Below are 16,970 nucleotides of genomic sequence, written 5' to 3'. Positions count from 1 at the left end.
TTTCAGACTAGACTGGTTGCTTGTAATGAGCGACCATTTGTAGCAATCACTTCCTTATACCAGTCAAATGAGGTCTTTTTATAACGTTTATAACTACCATTTCCAAAATCATCTAAATCAACATAAATAAATCCATAACGTTTTTCCATTTGATTGGTGGAGTTTGAGATTAGATCAATACAACCCCCAAATCAACTGCAGTTAAATAAGGAATTTTAATGGTGGTGTCGGTATTTCTTTCGTTCTAGTTGTACCATTTTTCGTCTCCTTATTTGTTTTTTCTATTATACTTCATCTAACAGTCTTGTGTCTGATAAATTCCATGCTAAAATTAGAGTATAATTGACCAAAAAGGAGCTATCAATGAACACAATTATTTTCGATATGGACGGCACCTTGATTAAATCTGAAGAAAAATATTTTTATATTTGGCAGGAATTAGTCAATAATAAAGGATTTCCTCTAGATGTAGCCTTCTATCAAACCTTGTTGGGCCGCCCGACTACAACTATTAAACAGCATTTTATCGCCCATTATGGAGCAGAATTTCCCTTTGACGAATTGTTCACTGAATTTTTAAGACGACGGGAAATCGCTACTGCAACCGGTGATTTCGAAATAATGGATGGTGCGGAAGAATTTTTACAGAGTTGTCTTCAGAAAAACATCACTTGCTGTTTGGCAACTTCTTCACATCAAGCAGAAGCAACGACTATTTTAAAAAAATTGAATTTGTTTGATTATTTTTCTTATACTAGTTTTGGTGACCAAGTCAGAGTTGGTAAGCCTGATCCAGAGATCTTCTTAAATATTCTGGCTAAAGCGCAAGTATCCGCCGAAGATTGTCTCGTTTTTGAAGATTCCATTAGTGGTGTGAGAGCAGCCCAAGGAGCTAAACTACCGGTTTACTATTTGACGAATTTTATGGACTTACCACAAGAATATGCCCCGCTTATTTCAGGGAGTTTTCATGATTTTATTGCTGCTCAGGAAGTATTGAAAAGTTAAAAATGATTTTTATTGCGACATGCTGATAAACCACAAAGAAGCATCCCTCTTAAAATCTTTAGCAGATTTTTGAGAGATGCTTATTGTTTTACTTGATCACCAATGCTTGTAATTGTTTTTGAATTTCGTCGATCGAGACACCTACTTCGGCCAATGCAGCAGCCGAATAAGTTCCTTCTACAATGGGACAATCAAAAATTTGCACTTTTTTATCCACCAATTCGCAACAAACCTCAAGATTCATCTTAGCGCTGCCAATATCGTAAAAAGCTAGGATTTCATCTGCTGGGTTTTTTTCAATTGCACTTTGAATGGTTTCTATACTTGTTCCAATGCCATCATCCGGTAAACCGCCGGCAATTGTCACGGGAACATTACTAGCAACTTGTTCTACCAATTTTTTGGTTCCCTCAGCTATTTCTGCCACGTGAGAGGCTATTACAATACCATAGACTGTCATTATTCTCCCACCTTTATTAATGCTTTAAATAAGTATCCACTTGAAACCGCGCCAGGATCAACATGACCAATCGATTCTTCACCGACAAATTCCGCCCGACCTTTTTTTGCCAATAATGGAATTGTTGCATCGACAGCTGCTGTAACCTTGTCTTCATCTAAATTTCCAGCTAAAATAGCGTCTTCAATAGGCAACCAAACATCCAATAAAGTTTTCTCACCAAATTCGGCTTTCCCTCTTTTTTGAATGCCCGCAATTCCAGCTTTTATCATTTCTGGTAGAGAAGTTTCTTTACTCATTTCTAAAAATGCGGTGCCATAAATTACACCTGAAGCACCACCAACTTTAGTTAAAAGTGCCATCGCAACTTTTTTTGTCAATTCTTGAGGGTCAGTGTATTCATTCATTAAAACTTCTTGGATTGCTTTTGCGCCGCGTTCCATATTGGTACCATGATCATCGTCACCGATCGGTGTGTCTAATTCATCTAGATAATCTTTATTGGCTAATAAATCATCTGCCCATAAAGAAACCCATTTTTTTATATTTTCAGTAGTCATTTCGACCATCAGTTATGCCTCCTTTTGTTTTGTTTCTACCATTTGATTTTTTCCAACGATCCATGCTGAAATTGTTTTATTAAAGAAATCAATAAATGGTCCTGTGCCGAATGCCGTCAAGACTGTCCCGATCCCAATGATTGTTCCAAAAGCATAAGATCCTAAAACGGTCCCAAAGATTAATCCAACAATGACACAAATCACATCAGTAATAATTCTCGCAATACTAAATGGGAGTCCTTTGATATGATCAGACATCATAATTGCCAACGCATCATACGGTGCTACACCTAAATCAGCAGTCATATATAATGAAGCGCCTAAACACAAAATAATTGTACCAGCAATTAGCAGGATGAGTCTAACCCAAATCGATTTTTCAACATCAAATGATAGAATTGTTCCATCAAATAATTTTAAGAAGAAATCCACTAAATAACCAACAAAAACCATGTTTAGAACTGTTCCTAGACCTAATAAGTAGCGACCAAACACAAACATCGATAATAAAAGAATGATATTTAAAACTAATTGATAATTGCCTAATGACATATCAAAGTAAGTTGAAACTGTCGTATTCATTCCCGTGTAAGTATCCATTCCCAAAACAGAACCTTTATTAATTGAAATACCTAATGACAAAATCACAATTCCTAATGCTGATGAAAAAACACTCCGTACATTATATTTACTTAAATCCATGATTAACTTCCCCCATTTTTTAGATTGTATAATCGTAATTTGTAACTGGTTGAATAAATTCTTGCGTGCTTTCATCAACCGATAGAACCGTCAAAATCAAGCCTGTATAATTAAACATATCGTAATAGCTACCCACATTAGCTAAGACTACTTCATAGCCTTGTTGGCTAAAATAATCAACAATACTATTCAATAAAATATTCCCTTCAATATATGAAGTGAAAATCATTGTATTCAACTGAATACAAACTTTTTTACTGGTGCCATTAGCTAATTGATTTAAGACAAAATCGCTTAATTCTTTTACTAAGGCAGCCTCTCCCTTAAATTCACTATTAAAGCTAGCTGGTTCGTCAGCCAGGCCTTTTCCATACATTAACTTGCCTTCATTTGTTGCCATGACAGTAACAGAAGTCAAATTTTGATTGGCCTGCTCAACAATTTCAGTCACTTCTTTTAATGATAAAGCTTTCTTAGCAGCTTGTTGGGCAATCTTGATTAAAGTTAAAATACCAGCTAAACCAGAGCGTTTATTTTTCTCTTTTGAGCTGAAAAAATTATCTGTCACTTTAACAATCGTCGCATCGATGCCGTCAGCTTCTAACATTTCTACCGCCATTTCATTATTCATGACATCGCCACTATAATTGTTGGTTAGTAAAATCACACCTTGGCCAGTATCGATCTTTTTAGCCAAATTATAAATTGTTAAATAATTAGGTGCTGTATCCATAGCTCCGGCACTGACCGCATCAGCTAAATCCTGATGGACAACCGCTGGAAATAGTCTTCCTAATCCGCCACCACCAGATGCAATGACGCCAACTTTTTTAAGTGGTCGATCTTTTAACATTAATCCATAACCAAAATCGTCATCCACCAATTGATAGTAATCAGGTCGGGTCTTAATAATGCCTAATAACTCTTTCTTAATAATATCCTCTGATAAATCGATTAATACATGGCGATTCCTTAATTTGTTTAGCAAGCTGAACTCCCCCTTTATTTTTATTGCGCTTTCATTATTTAATAAAAAACTAGTGGGTTACCTGAAAGCAATGAGAATATTACTTTCAGGTGATCCGATTAGTTTAATGCTGACTGATAATTTTTTCGTACCACGAACTAGCTGTTTCTGCTAGTACACTATTTAATTCATCAATATTCTTTTTGCCTTCTGTTTGTAACCATTTACGTGCGGCTGCTTCACCTTCAGTAATAAATGGTTCAACCCCATTTGCCCAAGTTGCCCGGCCACAAAGTACGCCATTAAAACTTGAACCAGCTTCTTTAGCGAAGTACAAAGTTTTTTGGAATAATTTTGCGCTAACACCAGCGCTTAAAAATATAAATGGCAAGTCAGTTGCTTCACTTTGTTCTTTGAAATAATTCAAAGCTTCTTCTCGTGAGTAAACTATTTCTTCACCAAAGCCTTCCACAAAATTCATATTGACTGGGACTTCTACTTTCAAAACATCTACGTTGTAACGTGGTTTTGAGAATTCTTTCATCATGTCATTCACTTTATGCGGTTTTACTTTGGCATATTCTTTTGATGAAGCATCAGCAATCGTTGCATCATATGACACCAATTCTAAGAAAAATGGCAGTTCTTCAGCGACACATTCAGATCCGATTCGTTCCATGTAGGCTTTCTTCTGATCATTAATCTCATCGCTTTCATCAATATCGTAATATAATAAAAATTTACAAGCATCTGCTCCTGCTTCCTTCAAGCGTTTAACTGACCAAACATTCAATGAATCTGGCAAACGTCCTGGTGTCGTAGCATCGTAACCAGTTTTTTCATAAGCCAATAATAAACCGGCAGATTTCGCACGAGCATTAGCAGCTGGTAACCCATACTCAGGATCCAATAAGATGGAAGTTGCATAAGGCGTTAATTCTTCTGAAACAATTTTTTTAAAATCCTCAATATCTTGCTCAGTAGCTTCGGCTTTATACTTGCCAATCATCTTTTTTAAAGCGCCCCGTTGATCAATTGCCAGTGCACCAATGATACCATTAGAATTACTCGTATTTTTTAACTTTTGTAATTGTGTTCCGCTAATTTTTTTCATGTTTATTTTGCCTCCATTTTAGATTGATCAGTCACAGTGTGAACTGTAATTTGTTTTTCTAAATCCGATACATCAGAAAAGTCAGTAATACCTTTTCGAAAAGCTGTAGAACTACCAGCCGCTAAACCTTTTTTCAATGTAGCTGCAAGATCGTCTTTTTTTAATAAACCTGCAAAAAAGGTTCCTAGTAAGGTATCCCCAGCACAAGCCGTATTAACGACTTTTCCTTTTGGAGAATTACCGTATAAAATCTGATTCTGACTAAAAAAGTAAGCTCCCTCACCACCTAGTGAAAGCAACACATTTTGTGCACCTAGTTCAATTAATTTTCGACCATAGTAAAGATATTCTGTTTTTGTGTTGATCGTGACACCAAACCAAGCAGCCAGTTCTTCTTCGTTAGGCTTTAACAAATAAGGTTGATAAGTCAAACAATCCAACACTTCCAAATAACTGCTGTCAATAATCAAAAATACTTTTTGTTGGTAACAACGTTTGGCAATTTCCATCAGAATTGTTGGCGAAACACCTCTTGGCAAACTACCAGAAACGCTGAGATAATCTCCCGCTTTTAATTGCTCAATTTGAGTTAAAAATTCAACCGTACTTTTTGCTGGAATTTCTGGTCCCTTATTAACCAATTTGTATTCTTCTTTTGTTTGATTGACCTGGGTAAACACATTGATGCGGGTCAATCCAGGAACATCAATAAAATCTGTCGCAATTAATTTTCCCTTTAAAAAGTCATCAATATATTGGCCAGTGAAACCAGCTTTAAACCCCATGGCGGTACTATTGATTCCCAACATTTTTAAAACTAGAGAAACATTGACCCCTTTACCGTTCGCTTGAATATCATCATCCTTGGTTCGATTGACGACAGCTGGTATCAACGTGTCGGTTTCTATAAATAAATCAATTGCTAAATTTAAAGTACAGGTATAGATATTCGACAAGCTACTCCCTCCTATCAATGAACTAAGTATGACCTACCTCGGACTGAAAATGTTTTCTAAATATTGTTAAAAAGTTGGAAACCTTGCCAACTTTAAAAAAATGCGTTTGCTTTTTTCAAGTCAGATATCTAAAATAGATAAAGAACTGTAAGGAGTGTGCCTATGGACTCAAAACTTAGTGAAACAGAGGCTTATCTGTGGAAATATATCAGCGCAAATATTAATGACATCCCAAACTTATCCATTATTAAACTGAGCGAACTAGCCAATGTTTCCACATCAACCATTGTTCGAACCATGAAGAAAAAAGGTTATGAAGGATTTACTGCCTTCAAGCATCATTTAAAAGACGAGCAAAATACATCCATTAATTTTTCAAAGGTCGAAAAGATTGACAGCGAAATCAAGAAATCTATTATCAAAAATGAACAAGAAGTCATCCGAACATTAAACATGCTGAACACTGGTGTGATTGAAGATGCTATCCAAAAAATTAAAAGTTCTGAACGCGTGTTAATCTTTGCTAGAGGCTTTTCCGAATTAATCGGTGAAGAAATGAAGATAAAATTTCAATTAGCAAATAAATACTGTGAGCTGCACACTGATCCAAATATCATCAAAATCATGAGTCAATATTTAAAGAAAAGCGATATTGCTATCTTCGTCTCATTAAATGGCGAGACCGAAGAGTTAGTAAATGCAGCTGAAAATTGCTACAAAAAAGAAATCGGTACTATTTTAATAACTACCAACACTGAATCACCTTTAACTGACCTCTGTGAACTAGCGCTTATCGGCTATAAATCTGAAGTTTCTTTCTTTCCAGAATATGAAGTCCGTTCCCGGCTACCACTATCAGTTATTGCCCGCATTCTCTTAGATTCTTATGTCATTCGAATGGATACCAAAAAAGGAAGTAACTAAATGGTTACTTCCTTTACTATTGTTAATTAGTTTAAATGAAAGAGTTTCCCTTTCGATAATCCCCTTATTGAAAACACGATTCGATCATATAAAGTTGAAAATCTGCCATCGTTTGAAAAACTAATTGATTTATTTCATCTGGTTTGTCTTTTACAATCTGATTTTCGGGAATGAATACTGGTATAAAATTTCCTACCTGAGCGCCTTTAATTCCTGCAATTGCATCCTCAATGACATAGGTGTTTTCTGGTTTAACCTTCAATCTTTTAGCCGCATTAAGAAAAATTTCTGGATCTGGTTTCGCTTTTTCTACTTCTGATCCAAAGGAAAAAGCATCAAAAAAATCATAAATATTGGCTTGTTTAAGTAAGTATTCTGCAGTAGTTTGACTCGCGGAAGTTGCTACAGCAATTTTATAATTTCTTTTTTCACAATATTCCAGAAAGCTACAAACACCTGGTTTAATGATTACGTCATGCTCTTTAAAGTAGTCTAAAAAGAATTGGTCGCGTTTTTTGACAATTTTATTTCCAATCAATGGATCTTGATATTTTTCTGATAATACTTTACTTATATCGTTTAAGCTCCTACCTAATATTTCTTGATATTTTTCTTCACTTAAATCTTTTTTTTCTGACGCAAAGGCTTTTTCAAAAGCTTGTTTAGAAACGGGTTCGGTATCTAAAAGAACACCATCCATATCAAAAATAATCGCTTCTATTGTTTCTTTCATAGTCAAACCTCCTAAATATCTACTAAAGTAAAATTAGAAAAAGGATGATTCTGTTTAAGCAGCATCACCCTTTTTTTTATTTATTCAAAATCTGCATGTCGGGCAAACATTTTTTCCGATGTTTGATCGGTTTCTTCCATAATATTTAACACCAGACCGTCAAAGGTTAAAAATGCTAACTGTTCAAAGGCTGAGCCCATCGGCTGCGCAAAAGCATTTTCAGCACGGTTATTTTCATCCTTGGTTGTGCCAGGTAAAACCACTACCGCATCTGCCAAACGGCCAATTGAAGAATCTTTTTTCATCGTAATTAAAGCAAGATCCACGCCACTTTCTTTGGCTTTTTCCGCTAAACTTTTTAGACTTCCAGTTTCACCAGATCCAGAACAGATGATTAATAAATCTCTAGGCTGGGAGTGGGGAGAACTAATTTCTCCTACAATGCTAACATCAAAGCCTAAATGCATTAGTCGGTTAGCAAATGCTTGAATAGCAATTCCTGATCGACCAGCACCTTTTAAGAAAATATGCTTAGCCCCTCTGATTTGTTTAACGAAGTTGCTTAATTCAGTTGCATCAATTTTTTGAGCATTTTCGGTTAATTCAGTTAAAATATCCAATGTGTAATTTTTCATTTAGATTCTCCTTTAAGCAATTGTTCTTCCGCCATCCATTAAGATTGTTTGCCCTTGAATATAAGAATTTGCGGGATCTGCTAAAAAGATTGCCAAATTCGCGACATCTTCGATTGTTCCGAAACGGCGAACAGGAATTTTTTGAATTACTGCATCTAGACTTTCTTGTGTCGGGTAATTTACACGCATCATTTCTCCGGTATCAATTAAACGAGGCGCAATGGCATTTACATTTACACCTTTGGGCCCTAATTCTTTAGCCAGTCCACGAATCAGTCCTTCACCACCAGCTTTTGAAGCTGGGTAAGAAACACCGCCACCTGTACCGCTTAATGCAGATCCTGAACTAATGTAAACAATTGAACCTTCATTTGTTAAAAAGTCATTATAGAAAGCTTTTACCGTATTAAATAAACCAGTTAAATTAATACTCAAAGTTTTATTCCACTCATCAAAAGAAATGTCATTCATCTTATTTGCGAAAGCCACCCCTGCATTTAATACAAGAAAATCAATTCGGCCAAATTTTTTGAAAACTTGTTCACGAGCTGCTACCAAAGCATCTGGATCAGAAACGTCGGCTTGAATGAACAACGAATCAACATATTTATTAGAAATTTCTTGCGCCGTTTCTTCCCCTGTCTCTGGATTATAATCAACAATTACTGTATTTGCTCCTGCTGCTGCAAATTTTTCTGCAATTCCTTTACCGATACCATGTGCTGCTCCAGTCACTAATGCAACTTTTCCTTCAAAATTTCCCATAGTTATTTCTCCTTTAAAAAAATTTTTTTAAGTATTTCGCTGTGACATAAGTTCCAACAGACGCTGCTAACATTTGAACTTCGTACACCAAACATAGTAGTTCAGATATTTTCTGTAAAAAATCTTATGTCACAACTTCATCGTTTTATTGAACAGCATTTTTCAATGCTTGATAATTATCCTTTTTGTCACCAGCAAACAAAGCGTCGCCTACCACAATTAATTCTGCTCCTGCTGCTGCACATTCTTGAGCGATTGCTTGATTAACACCACCATCGACTTCGATTTGAATTTTTCGATCGCCAATTAATTGTTTCGTATGACGAATTTTTTCAAGGCTTTTACGAATGAAGCTTTGCCCTGGTTGTCCAGGATTAATGGTCATAATCAAAATATAGTCAATGTCATCCAGTAAATATTCCAGACAGGCTTCTGGTGTCCCAGGATTAATAACTACGCCGGCTTTTCTGCCAGCTTGACGAATTTTTTGCACCATTGAATGAATATGAGGGGTTGATTCATAATGGACAGAAATCATTTCTGCTCCTGTTGCTATCACATCATCTAAATGATCTTTCGGATGGGCAACCATCATATGAACATCAAAAATCATTTTTGAATTTTTTTTCATTTCAGCGATTTGATTTGGTCCGAAAGCAATATTCGAAACGAAATTTCCGTCCATCAAATCCACATGCAAAATTTCCGTTCCTTCTGCTTCTAAAAAATCAATATCATCTTGTAAATGCAGAATATCTGCGCCAAAAATTGAAGGTAATATTTGTGCCATTGTATGTTAAACCTCTTTCATATTTTTTAGAAAATTGTTGATAACCAATAAGTTAAGATACTCCATGGACCAGTTAAAACAAAATCGGTTCCTTGTCCTTTTAGACCAACACCAGCACCTTTCAACATCTCTGTTGCACCTGGTGCAACATAGCCTGCCAAATAAAGTACAATCACACAGAAAAGTACGGTGGAGATAATTGAACGTAATAAGTTTCCTTTGCTAGCCATAACCATCATTACTGACATATAAATAACCGACATCAAGATACCGATTGGGAAAGTTTTAATTCCTGGTAATGCTAATGCACAAAGCATAACTAATGGAATTGAGATAACTGTTGTCGTTGTCGTGGTTGGGTCACCTAAACCTAAAGCAACATCCATCCCGATGTTTAAATCAGCATCGTCACCCATTTGTTTTTGCATATAATTTTTCGCAGATTTACCAATTGGTGATAAACCATCCATTAAAACACCAACGACTTTAGGCATTAACACCATTACACCGGCAATACCCATGCCCATTGGAATAATTTCGGTAATTCCTTGTTTCGTTAGTAAACCTAATAAAATCCCAACAATCACACCGATAATTACCGGTTCTCCAAAAACACCAATTCGTTTATTCACTTTTTCCAAGCTAACATCTAATTTGTTTAGTCCTGGGATAAAATCGATAATTTTATTGATCAATAAACCAACCAATAAAGTCCAGCCAGTATGAATAATCGTTGTACAAGTAGTTCCTTCAAGTCCGTAATACTCTTGCCACATCGGGGCAATCCAATCGCCTACAAACAATGCTAAAACAGATAAGACAATCGTTACCGCTAAACCGATAAAGAAATTATCAAAGATAAAATAAGCCAAGGCACCAGGTACTAGAAAGTGCATATAATTCCAAATATCTACGTTTAATGTTTTAGTTAATTTCAAGCGAACCAACACAATATTTAAAACCAAGCCAATCGGAATTGCTAACCCAGCGAAAGGTGCCATCCAAGAAGCTGCACCAACTGCCGGCCAGCCAATATCAGCTACCGTAAAACCTGCACCAATTGCTGAATAATAATCAACTGCTGGCTCTAACGCTGTATTCAATAGACCAACGACTAAAGTCAATCCGATAAAACCAACACCAACGGTTAAACCGGCTTTTACCGCATCTCCTAATTTCATTCTAAAAACTAAACCTAAAATCGTAATAATAATCGGTAAAATAGCTGAAGCACCCATCCCTGTAATTGTTTGTACTATATTAATTAATGTATCCATCTCTTCTCTCCTCTTCTTAAAATACATAACTGCTTTTTCTTTAAAAGTATTTTGCAATCACTATTTAGTATAAAATATGATATGATTCAATTTGTAAGATTATTTTTGATTGGTTCCGCTTTGTTTCTCAGGCAAAAGCGGAACCTTTTTTTCTTAGGAATTTTGGATTTCCTTTAGTTTTTCTAATAAATTAGCTTTTAATTTTTCCTCATTAATCCCTGTTACAAATCCCATAATACTCATTACAGGAACGTCTAATTCCCCTTTAAAATTATTGGTTGTTAAAACAATGTCTGCATTTTGACTCATTGTTGGCAATTCTGTCATACTACATTTGTTTAAGCTGTATTGAATATTATTGTCTTTACATAAATCTTTTACCTCGTCTGCTGCAAGAGTTGATGTTGCTACGCCACTTCCACACGCTACTATAATGTTTACTTTTTTCATTACCATTTCCTCCTAATTTTTAATTTTCAACAATAACTGCTGAAATTTTATCCATAACCTCTTCAGGTGTTTTGGCTGCTTTAATTTCATTGACAAAAGATTCTTGTTGAATCAATCCAATGACTTGTTTCAAAATTTGTAAATGTTGTGTTCCATCATTTAGTCCTAGTATGAAGAATAAATCGACATCGATTTCTTCATCAGCATCTTCCATTTTTCTCATTTTAATCGGATGGGTTAACCTTACGATTGAAATAAACGACTTTTCAATAAATTCTGGGTTGCCATGAGGAATTGCGACATTATGCGTTTCTAAATCTAAACCAGTTGGATAGTTTTCTTCGCGATCAATAATAAAATCGTAGAAACCATCTTTTACATATCCTCTGTCACCAAAATATTTGGCCATCTGTTTAAATAATTCCTGACGGTCGGGAATATCTAAATCAAGAACAATCAGTTCTTTTTTCACATAATCTTTTATCATCTGTCATTCTCCTTTTTGTTGGGGTGTTTTACTTGCTGACTAAATCATAAGCGCTTTCAAGAAAAAAAACTATTTACTTTTCTCCCAAAAGTTGTTGAAAATTTTTTCGCCATTGTGATCAAAAAAAACGAGACAAACAATTTTGTCTCGTTTCACCTATCCGACTGCTTTATTTCATCTGTAAAGTTTTGAATCGCTAATTTTATTTTTTTAGGTTCTTCTAAGGCTATTAAGGATTTAAGAAACGCACCATCTTTAGCAATTTTATTAATGTGGTATAAGATCGGCAGATGACTAGTTTTATCAGGTGTCGCTAATAGTGCTACAACATAAATTCTTTTTCCTTGATACATTATCCCCTGTTTTAAAATTAAAAAGGATACGCCCAATTTTTGTTCAATCCTTGTCGGATCAAGATGTGGCAAGACAATTCTTTGACGCAAGATAATATGCTCTGGCTGATCTTGATACTCCTTTTTTAAGGCTGCGGTGAATTTCGGCTTTACTTTTCCTTGATTGATTAAAGTCTGACTAAGTAATTCTAAAACTTCAACCCAAGAGATTTGATCTTCAACAAATAGGATATTCTCGTCTTGAATAATTCCTGATGGATCTTCCGAGATATTCGATCCGTCTTCAATTTCTTGCATATTTCCCCGCAACAATAAGTTATCTAACTCTTCAACCATCTTTGCTTCTTGTTTCTTTGGAATCGTAATATATTTTTTTACGATGTCTATGATTTCAGTCGCATGAATACTATCAAAGTCTAAATTGAAAACATCTTTAATCACCGCTTGACGTAATTGCAACTGGTCACTTTTATTAAGTATTTCATTAATCACATATACTTTTTTATCTGATTTTACTGGCACGGTTGAAAAAACGATATCATGCGGCAACATAAACTTTTCATATTCCCTGATAGAATTTGTCGGATAAAATAAGAACTCTGGAAAAATTTCTCTTAAATTTTGTTCTATTAATTTCGACATGGAGATACCGTTAGGACACAAAATCGCTGCTTTGATAATCTTTTCTTCTAAATCATTATGTTCCTTACTAATTAAATGCCCACCTACAAATAAAGTGATATAGGCAATTTCTTCATCTGCTATTTCTGTTTGGAAAAATTCTTCTAATGGTGTAATAGATTGACGTACAAAGGTATGTAACACACTGTATTCAGAACGAATTTTATCGTATAAAACATTTTCAGTGGTACGATCGTATTTAATTCGATAGTACGCCGGTTTAAAATGATTCAACAATTTTTTCAGTAAATCCTTTTTATCTGATAACACAAGAAAAGTGTTACTCTCAAATTCTGTTAAAAATTCCCATAAAGAGTTGGCTAGAAACGGCAAATCTTTTTCAGAAACCATTCCTTTGTTTCGAACATTAGAGCTTAGTAATTGCAACGTGATAAAGATTCTTTCTTCTTCTGGCAGATCAGGAAAATCTGATGTGATATAAGAAAGTGATTGATATTCCTTTGTATTCATAATTTCTTCTCGATCATTGATTCGTTGGATATCAATTAACTGACCCCGTTCAATTCTGATAAAAATTGAAGAAATGAAATAAATTAATGGATAAAAATCCTCATCTGTATATTTTATACCTAAAAATTTCTCTAATTTCAACACATCGTTTTTGACATTATCCTTATACTTCAAAGCACTTTCTAATAACTGATTGGTGACATTTTCACCATAGTTTTTATAGATTTTTGTGATGGAATGAAAAAGAACTATACGCTTGTCCCATTCTTCACCAACAATTTCATAGCCCTCTTTTCTAGAAAACTCAATTATTAAATGATATTTCTTTAAAAGAGTTTTAGCCTTTTTAATATCAGCCAAAGCAGTATTTTTACTGATTTGAAGTTCAATACTAAAATGATCCAACGAAAGCTCCTCAAGCCGGGTTAAGATCATAATGATAATTAAAAATACACGATCCTCTTTTGAAAAAATAATATCCTGCACTGATTGATGGACGGCTAAATAATCTGCTGCCTCGCTTTTTGCGTAATAATAGCCGTTTCTTTTTTCAATTAAAGGTAAGTCATTCTCACTTAATTTTTCATTAATAGCATCTATACTATAGCCTAATTGCCTAGTTGATATTTTAAATACCTCCAACAACTCTGATTCCTTTACACTACGGTGCTTAATTAGCCGGTGAAGTATTTCTTGATCACGATCGCTCATATCATCAGCCTCCTTAATTATCATCATAAGCGCTTTCAATACAGATATCTAATCATTTCAGTCCAAAAAGTGTTGCATTTATTTAACCCATTGTGATGAAGCTTTGATTTCATCTTATAATAGATAGACATAGTATCTTTTATTGTAGCATTTTTTTAGCATATCCTCTTAGGAATTTTAGCCTTAAAATCAAAAAAAACGAATGGAAAAATCCATCCGTTTTAATTTATGACTCTACATAAACTGTCTAAAAATCACCAGCAAATATCGTAACAACCGGAATAAAATAAACAGTAAAAACAAATTCCCTAGAATAAAACTAAAGACGTTACCAATACTAGACTTGATATTTCCCCAAGAAAAACGACGTAAAAAACGTGGCACATTACTATAACCGTTGCGTTTCAAGCGATAGCTTTCTTCATATGTTAAATCCAAGACATCATAATACAAAATTTCTAAAGGTTGTTTGGCGAAAAAAGTTTTCTCGAAGCCTACCATCAAAGTATACTGTTTGTTTTGCGCTGGAAAATTCCGCATGCCTTTTTTATTAATCCGCAGAGCGACTTCATTTCCTCGCATCACATCAAAGTTATATTCGCTTTCTTGAATGCGTTCGATTTTAGCTTCTGGTAGATTGTCAGCTAGAAACTGCTGATAAATCTCAGGAAATTTTTGCCGTTGACTGCTAAGGTAAAAAATAATCCCTGCTAAAATAAGCACCAGTAGACCGTTTAGCCATAAGCTTTCGCGAAAAACTAATGAATAGAGCACAATCAAGATCAATGCACCACTGGCTAAACCTATTCGTTTTGAAAAATAATTTTGATACATGCCTTTGATACTGCGCTCATAGTAATCAAAGTCAAATTTTGCAAAATCCATCTGCATCCCTCAGTTCTTTTTTTCAGTATACCGAATGGTTTAAACTGTGGCAAAAATTGACTTTAAACATTAGATTTTTTTACGATTTAAATAAAAACCGCCTGCCAGAATAATCAACGAAGCTACTACTGCTAATAAAAACAATCCTTGATAAGCAGATTGTGCCGTTTGATGAAATAAATTAATTTGAACAGTATCACCTAATTTTTGTAGTTTTAAATAGAGAGCTTCCACTGATAAATGACTTCCGCCAACACTTTTAGCAAACTCACTAAAACCATTTTGAACAATCGTCGCATATAAAGTGGGCGCAATCGTTAAACCAATTTGACGGCTGACAGATAAGGTTCCTAAGGCGACGCCACTGTCTTTTGCTCCAGCAATTTGGTTAATTAAAACAGAAAATGGCGCCCCCATCAACATCCCAAAACCTAAACCGGCAACACTTGAAGCGGCAATAAATAAAGTTGTACTTGTTCCAAAAAAAGCAATTAAACCAAATCCTATCGTGGAAATGATTCCAGATAACGTAATTGTTCTGGTTGCTCCTAGTTTTGATACAAACATACCCCCTAGACCAGCACCAACAATCGAACCCAAACCAATTCCGCTCATGAAAATACCGCTATTGTTAGCTGAAATCCCAAAGGTTTGTTCCACAAAGCTAGGAATAAAGACAAAAATAGCAATCAAGGTACCAGATAATAATCCCATCAATAACGTCAATAAAAATCCTTGACTCTTTAATAAGCTATAAGGTAAAAATGGATCGGTTTTAACTTTGATATTTTTTTCAGCCCAGACAAATGCGCCAAAGAAGACAATCCCTAAAGCAAATAAGCTTAAAACTTTTACTGTGAGTAAGCTAGCCAATAATGCACCACTTTGTAAATTAGTGATCGCCAACATAAAACTCAAGATTCCAAAGGTTAATAATGTTAAACCACGAATATCCAATTGTTGCGTGTGACTTTGTTTAGTTTCTGGGATTGCGATTAAACCAGCAATGATGACAAATACTGCGATCGGCAAATTAATTAAAAACAACCAACTCCAATGTCCTGTCACATTCAAAACTAAACTACCTAAATTGGGACCAACGACTGAAGCAATTCCATTAATCGCACCTAATGCTCCTAATAAAGCACCTTGTTTTTCTTTTGAATAAGTCGATAAAATATGACTAGAAGCAATAATAAAAATCCCCCCGCCACCAAAAGATTGAAGCAAGCGCGCTGCCAAAAAGAAAATAAAGCTAGGACTTAAAGCGACTAATAGCGAGCCTAGTGCAAAAATGGAAATTTCAATCAAAAATAATTTCTTGCGACCAAATTTATCTGCTAATTTGCCGATAATAGGTGTTGCAATCGCCATTCCTAACGTATACAAGGTGATTCCCCAAGTGCCTTGAACAGCACTAATATTAAAACTATACTCAATCGTCGTTAATGCGCTGGAAATAATTCCATTATCTAATGCCGACATAAAAACGCCTAAAATAAAAATAACTAAGGCAAATGTTTTTGGTTTTGCTTGCATTGTTCTTCCTTCTTTCTAAATGCCCATTCCGATTAACATCCCGATCACATAAGGAATCAACCAGAATAACCAGACGACTAAACTAAATTTATGAAAGGTTGCTTTGGCTTTTTCATTTTTGCGAAGTAAGACAATTATTGCCCAAATCAAATGAAAAGCCATTAATAAAATCGCCAACATACCAGTAATTTGGTGCAAAGGATTGGCGGCGTTACGAGCAGTAACTAGCCCAGACATAATTGTCGTACCAGTCGTATCAAAAATTAAACCTAATGCAAATAATCCGACATGCTTCCAATTTAGTTCGCCACTTCTTCTTTCTGAAAAAACACCAATCGTATAAAAAATTAATGCTAAAGTAATGGTGATGATGGCTAAAATTAAAGTTGTATTCATTTTTCTCCTCCATTTTCGGTAACACTTTGTTACTTGATGAAATGAGTATACTTGTTAGGTGACATTTTGTCACTATTTTTGCTTAAAAAAATTCCCGCCTTTTTTT

Annotated in this window: 19 protein-coding genes and 1 pseudogene; 2 read left to right on the top strand and 18 right to left on the bottom strand. The window is 34.9% G+C overall.

Annotated features, from left to right (window positions below; translation table 11 throughout):
* Positions 1-2 precede the first annotated feature (2 nt).
* Positions 3-185 (bottom strand): annotated as a pseudogene (locus ACVWNY_RS16330) (family 1 glycosylhydrolase); the annotation flags it as partial.
* Positions 186-363: 178 nt separating this feature from the next.
* On the opposite strand from ACVWNY_RS16330, the gene ACVWNY_RS16325 reads away from it, so the two are divergent.
* Complete coding sequence (locus tag ACVWNY_RS16325; RefSeq protein ID WP_454071997.1) at positions 364-1,008, top strand: HAD family hydrolase; 645 nt, start codon at positions 364-366, stop codon at positions 1,006-1,008.
* Between the two features lie 88 nt (positions 1,009-1,096).
* Here the strand turns inward: ACVWNY_RS16325 and dhaM are convergent, their stop codons facing one another.
* The 6 genes from dhaM to pfkB form a co-directional block, all read right to left on the bottom strand.
* Positions 1,097-1,468 (bottom strand): dihydroxyacetone kinase phosphoryl donor subunit DhaM, encoded by a 372-nt coding sequence (dhaM, locus tag ACVWNY_RS16320; RefSeq protein WP_218325647.1) that lies wholly within the window; start codon positions 1,466-1,468, stop codon positions 1,097-1,099.
* Positions 1,468-2,028 carry a dihydroxyacetone kinase subunit DhaL gene (gene dhaL, locus ACVWNY_RS16315; RefSeq protein ID WP_218326149.1) on the bottom strand — a complete coding sequence of 187 codons (561 nt, stop codon included), beginning with the start codon at positions 2,026-2,028 and terminating at the stop codon, positions 1,468-1,470. Before dhaL ends, dhaM begins: the two co-directional genes overlap by 1 nt.
* A 12-nt stretch (positions 2,029-2,040) precedes the next feature.
* Positions 2,041-2,730 carry a YczE/YyaS/YitT family protein gene (locus ACVWNY_RS16310; protein WP_218325646.1) on the bottom strand — a complete coding sequence of 230 codons (690 nt, stop codon included), beginning with the start codon at positions 2,728-2,730 and terminating at the stop codon, positions 2,041-2,043.
* Positions 2,731-2,749: 19 nt separating this feature from the next.
* The gene (locus ACVWNY_RS16305; protein ID WP_454071996.1) at positions 2,750-3,718 is read right to left on the bottom strand and encodes a dihydroxyacetone kinase subunit DhaK; all 969 of its coding nucleotides are present in this window, start codon (positions 3,716-3,718) and stop codon (positions 2,750-2,752) included.
* 103 nt (positions 3,719-3,821) lie between these two features.
* Positions 3,822-4,811 (bottom strand): tagatose-bisphosphate aldolase, encoded by a 990-nt coding sequence (gene lacD / locus ACVWNY_RS16300; RefSeq protein ID WP_218325644.1) that lies wholly within the window; start codon positions 4,809-4,811, stop codon positions 3,822-3,824.
* A 2-nt stretch (positions 4,812-4,813) separates the two neighbouring features.
* Positions 4,814-5,767 (bottom strand): 1-phosphofructokinase, encoded by a 954-nt coding sequence (pfkB, locus tag ACVWNY_RS16295; protein ID WP_454071995.1) that lies wholly within the window; start codon positions 5,765-5,767, stop codon positions 4,814-4,816.
* 162 nt (positions 5,768-5,929) lie between these two features.
* Between pfkB and ACVWNY_RS16290 the strand changes: the two genes are divergently transcribed.
* On the top strand, positions 5,930-6,691 hold the full coding sequence (locus ACVWNY_RS16290; protein WP_218325642.1) for a MurR/RpiR family transcriptional regulator: 762 nt from the start codon (positions 5,930-5,932) through the stop codon (positions 6,689-6,691).
* Between the two features lie 64 nt (positions 6,692-6,755).
* Here the strand turns inward: ACVWNY_RS16290 and ACVWNY_RS16285 are convergent, their stop codons facing one another.
* The 11 genes from ACVWNY_RS16285 to ACVWNY_RS16235 all read right to left on the bottom strand — a co-directional run bounded on the left by ACVWNY_RS16285 (position 6,756) and on the right by ACVWNY_RS16235 (position 16,864).
* The gene (locus ACVWNY_RS16285) at positions 6,756-7,424 is read right to left on the bottom strand and encodes an HAD family hydrolase (RefSeq protein WP_454071994.1); all 669 of its coding nucleotides are present in this window, start codon (positions 7,422-7,424) and stop codon (positions 6,756-6,758) included.
* An 80-nt stretch (positions 7,425-7,504) separates the two neighbouring features.
* Positions 7,505-8,059, bottom strand: coding sequence for a 6-phospho-3-hexuloisomerase (hxlB, locus tag ACVWNY_RS16280; protein ID WP_454071993.1), 555 nt, complete (start codon positions 8,057-8,059; stop codon positions 7,505-7,507).
* A gap of 12 nt (positions 8,060-8,071) precedes the next feature.
* Positions 8,072-8,824 carry an SDR family NAD(P)-dependent oxidoreductase gene (locus tag ACVWNY_RS16275; RefSeq protein WP_454071992.1) on the bottom strand — a complete coding sequence of 251 codons (753 nt, stop codon included), beginning with the start codon at positions 8,822-8,824 and terminating at the stop codon, positions 8,072-8,074.
* Between the two features lie 145 nt (positions 8,825-8,969).
* Entirely contained in the window at positions 8,970-9,614 is a 645-nt protein-coding gene (gene rpe, locus ACVWNY_RS16270; protein WP_454071991.1) for a ribulose-phosphate 3-epimerase, read from the bottom strand.
* A 26-nt stretch (positions 9,615-9,640) separates the two neighbouring features.
* Positions 9,641-10,891 (bottom strand): PTS transporter subunit IIC, encoded by a 1,251-nt coding sequence (locus ACVWNY_RS16265; RefSeq protein WP_454071990.1) that lies wholly within the window; start codon positions 10,889-10,891, stop codon positions 9,641-9,643.
* A 153-nt stretch (positions 10,892-11,044) separates the two neighbouring features.
* Positions 11,045-11,341: a PTS sugar transporter subunit IIB gene (locus ACVWNY_RS16260; RefSeq protein WP_454071989.1), complete on the bottom strand. Its 297-nt coding sequence runs from the start codon at positions 11,339-11,341 to the stop codon at positions 11,045-11,047.
* 19 nt (positions 11,342-11,360) lie between these two features.
* On the bottom strand, positions 11,361-11,828 hold the full coding sequence (locus ACVWNY_RS16255; RefSeq protein ID WP_454071988.1) for a PTS sugar transporter subunit IIA: 468 nt from the start codon (positions 11,826-11,828) through the stop codon (positions 11,361-11,363).
* Positions 11,829-11,980: 152 nt separating this feature from the next.
* On the bottom strand, positions 11,981-14,044 hold the full coding sequence (locus tag ACVWNY_RS16250) for a PRD domain-containing protein (protein ID WP_454071987.1): 2,064 nt from the start codon (positions 14,042-14,044) through the stop codon (positions 11,981-11,983).
* Positions 14,045-14,278: 234 nt separating this feature from the next.
* Positions 14,279-14,929 (bottom strand): hypothetical protein, encoded by a 651-nt coding sequence (locus ACVWNY_RS16245; protein WP_454071986.1) that lies wholly within the window; start codon positions 14,927-14,929, stop codon positions 14,279-14,281.
* 69 nt (positions 14,930-14,998) lie between these two features.
* Positions 14,999-16,468: an MFS transporter gene (locus ACVWNY_RS16240; RefSeq protein WP_454071985.1), complete on the bottom strand. Its 1,470-nt coding sequence runs from the start codon at positions 16,466-16,468 to the stop codon at positions 14,999-15,001.
* Between the two features lie 15 nt (positions 16,469-16,483).
* Positions 16,484-16,864: an HsmA family protein gene (locus ACVWNY_RS16235; protein WP_454071984.1), complete on the bottom strand. Its 381-nt coding sequence runs from the start codon at positions 16,862-16,864 to the stop codon at positions 16,484-16,486.
* Positions 16,865-16,970 lie beyond the last annotated feature (106 nt).

It is taken from the genome of Enterococcus sp. JNUCC 77 (assembly GCF_054819945.1).
Note: the sequence above shows the minus strand (reverse complement) of the source record. Positions and strands in the feature narration are given on the sequence as shown.

What these genes read in the sequence shown, in the direction of transcription:
- ACVWNY_RS16325 (WP_454071997.1), top strand. Translation starts at nt 364, where the DNA reads ATGAACACAATTATTTTCGATATGGACGGCACCTTGATTAAATCTGAA.
- dhaM (WP_218325647.1), bottom strand. Translation starts at nt 1,468, where the DNA reads ATGACAGTCTATGGTATTGTAATAGCCTCTCACGTGGCAGAAATAGCT.
- dhaL (WP_218326149.1), bottom strand. Translation starts at nt 2,028, where the DNA reads ATGACTACTGAAAATATAAAAAAATGGGTTTCTTTATGGGCAGATGAT.
- ACVWNY_RS16310 (WP_218325646.1), bottom strand. Translation starts at nt 2,730, where the DNA reads ATGGATTTAAGTAAATATAATGTACGGAGTGTTTTTTCATCAGCATTA.
- lacD (WP_218325644.1), bottom strand. Translation starts at nt 4,811, where the DNA reads ATGAAAAAAATTAGCGGAACACAATTACAAAAGTTAAAAAATACGAGT.
- ACVWNY_RS16290 (WP_218325642.1), top strand. Translation starts at nt 5,930, where the DNA reads ATGGACTCAAAACTTAGTGAAACAGAGGCTTATCTGTGGAAATATATC.
- ACVWNY_RS16285 (WP_454071994.1), bottom strand. Translation starts at nt 7,424, where the DNA reads ATGAAAGAAACAATAGAAGCGATTATTTTTGATATGGATGGTGTTCTT.
- hxlB (WP_454071993.1), bottom strand. Translation starts at nt 8,059, where the DNA reads ATGAAAAATTACACATTGGATATTTTAACTGAATTAACCGAAAATGCT.
- ACVWNY_RS16275 (WP_454071992.1), bottom strand. Translation starts at nt 8,824, where the DNA reads ATGGGAAATTTTGAAGGAAAAGTTGCATTAGTGACTGGAGCAGCACAT.
- rpe (WP_454071991.1), bottom strand. Translation starts at nt 9,614, where the DNA reads ATGGCACAAATATTACCTTCAATTTTTGGCGCAGATATTCTGCATTTA.
- ACVWNY_RS16265 (WP_454071990.1), bottom strand. Translation starts at nt 10,891, where the DNA reads ATGGATACATTAATTAATATAGTACAAACAATTACAGGGATGGGTGCT.
- ACVWNY_RS16260 (WP_454071989.1), bottom strand. Translation starts at nt 11,341, where the DNA reads ATGAAAAAAGTAAACATTATAGTAGCGTGTGGAAGTGGCGTAGCAACA.
- ACVWNY_RS16255 (WP_454071988.1), bottom strand. Translation starts at nt 11,828, where the DNA reads ATGATAAAAGATTATGTGAAAAAAGAACTGATTGTTCTTGATTTAGAT.
- ACVWNY_RS16250 (WP_454071987.1), bottom strand. Translation starts at nt 14,044, where the DNA reads ATGAGCGATCGTGATCAAGAAATACTTCACCGGCTAATTAAGCACCGT.
- ACVWNY_RS16245 (WP_454071986.1), bottom strand. Translation starts at nt 14,929, where the DNA reads ATGGATTTTGCAAAATTTGACTTTGATTACTATGAGCGCAGTATCAAA.
- ACVWNY_RS16240 (WP_454071985.1), bottom strand. Translation starts at nt 16,468, where the DNA reads ATGCAAGCAAAACCAAAAACATTTGCCTTAGTTATTTTTATTTTAGGC.
- ACVWNY_RS16235 (WP_454071984.1), bottom strand. Translation starts at nt 16,864, where the DNA reads ATGAATACAACTTTAATTTTAGCCATCATCACCATTACTTTAGCATTA.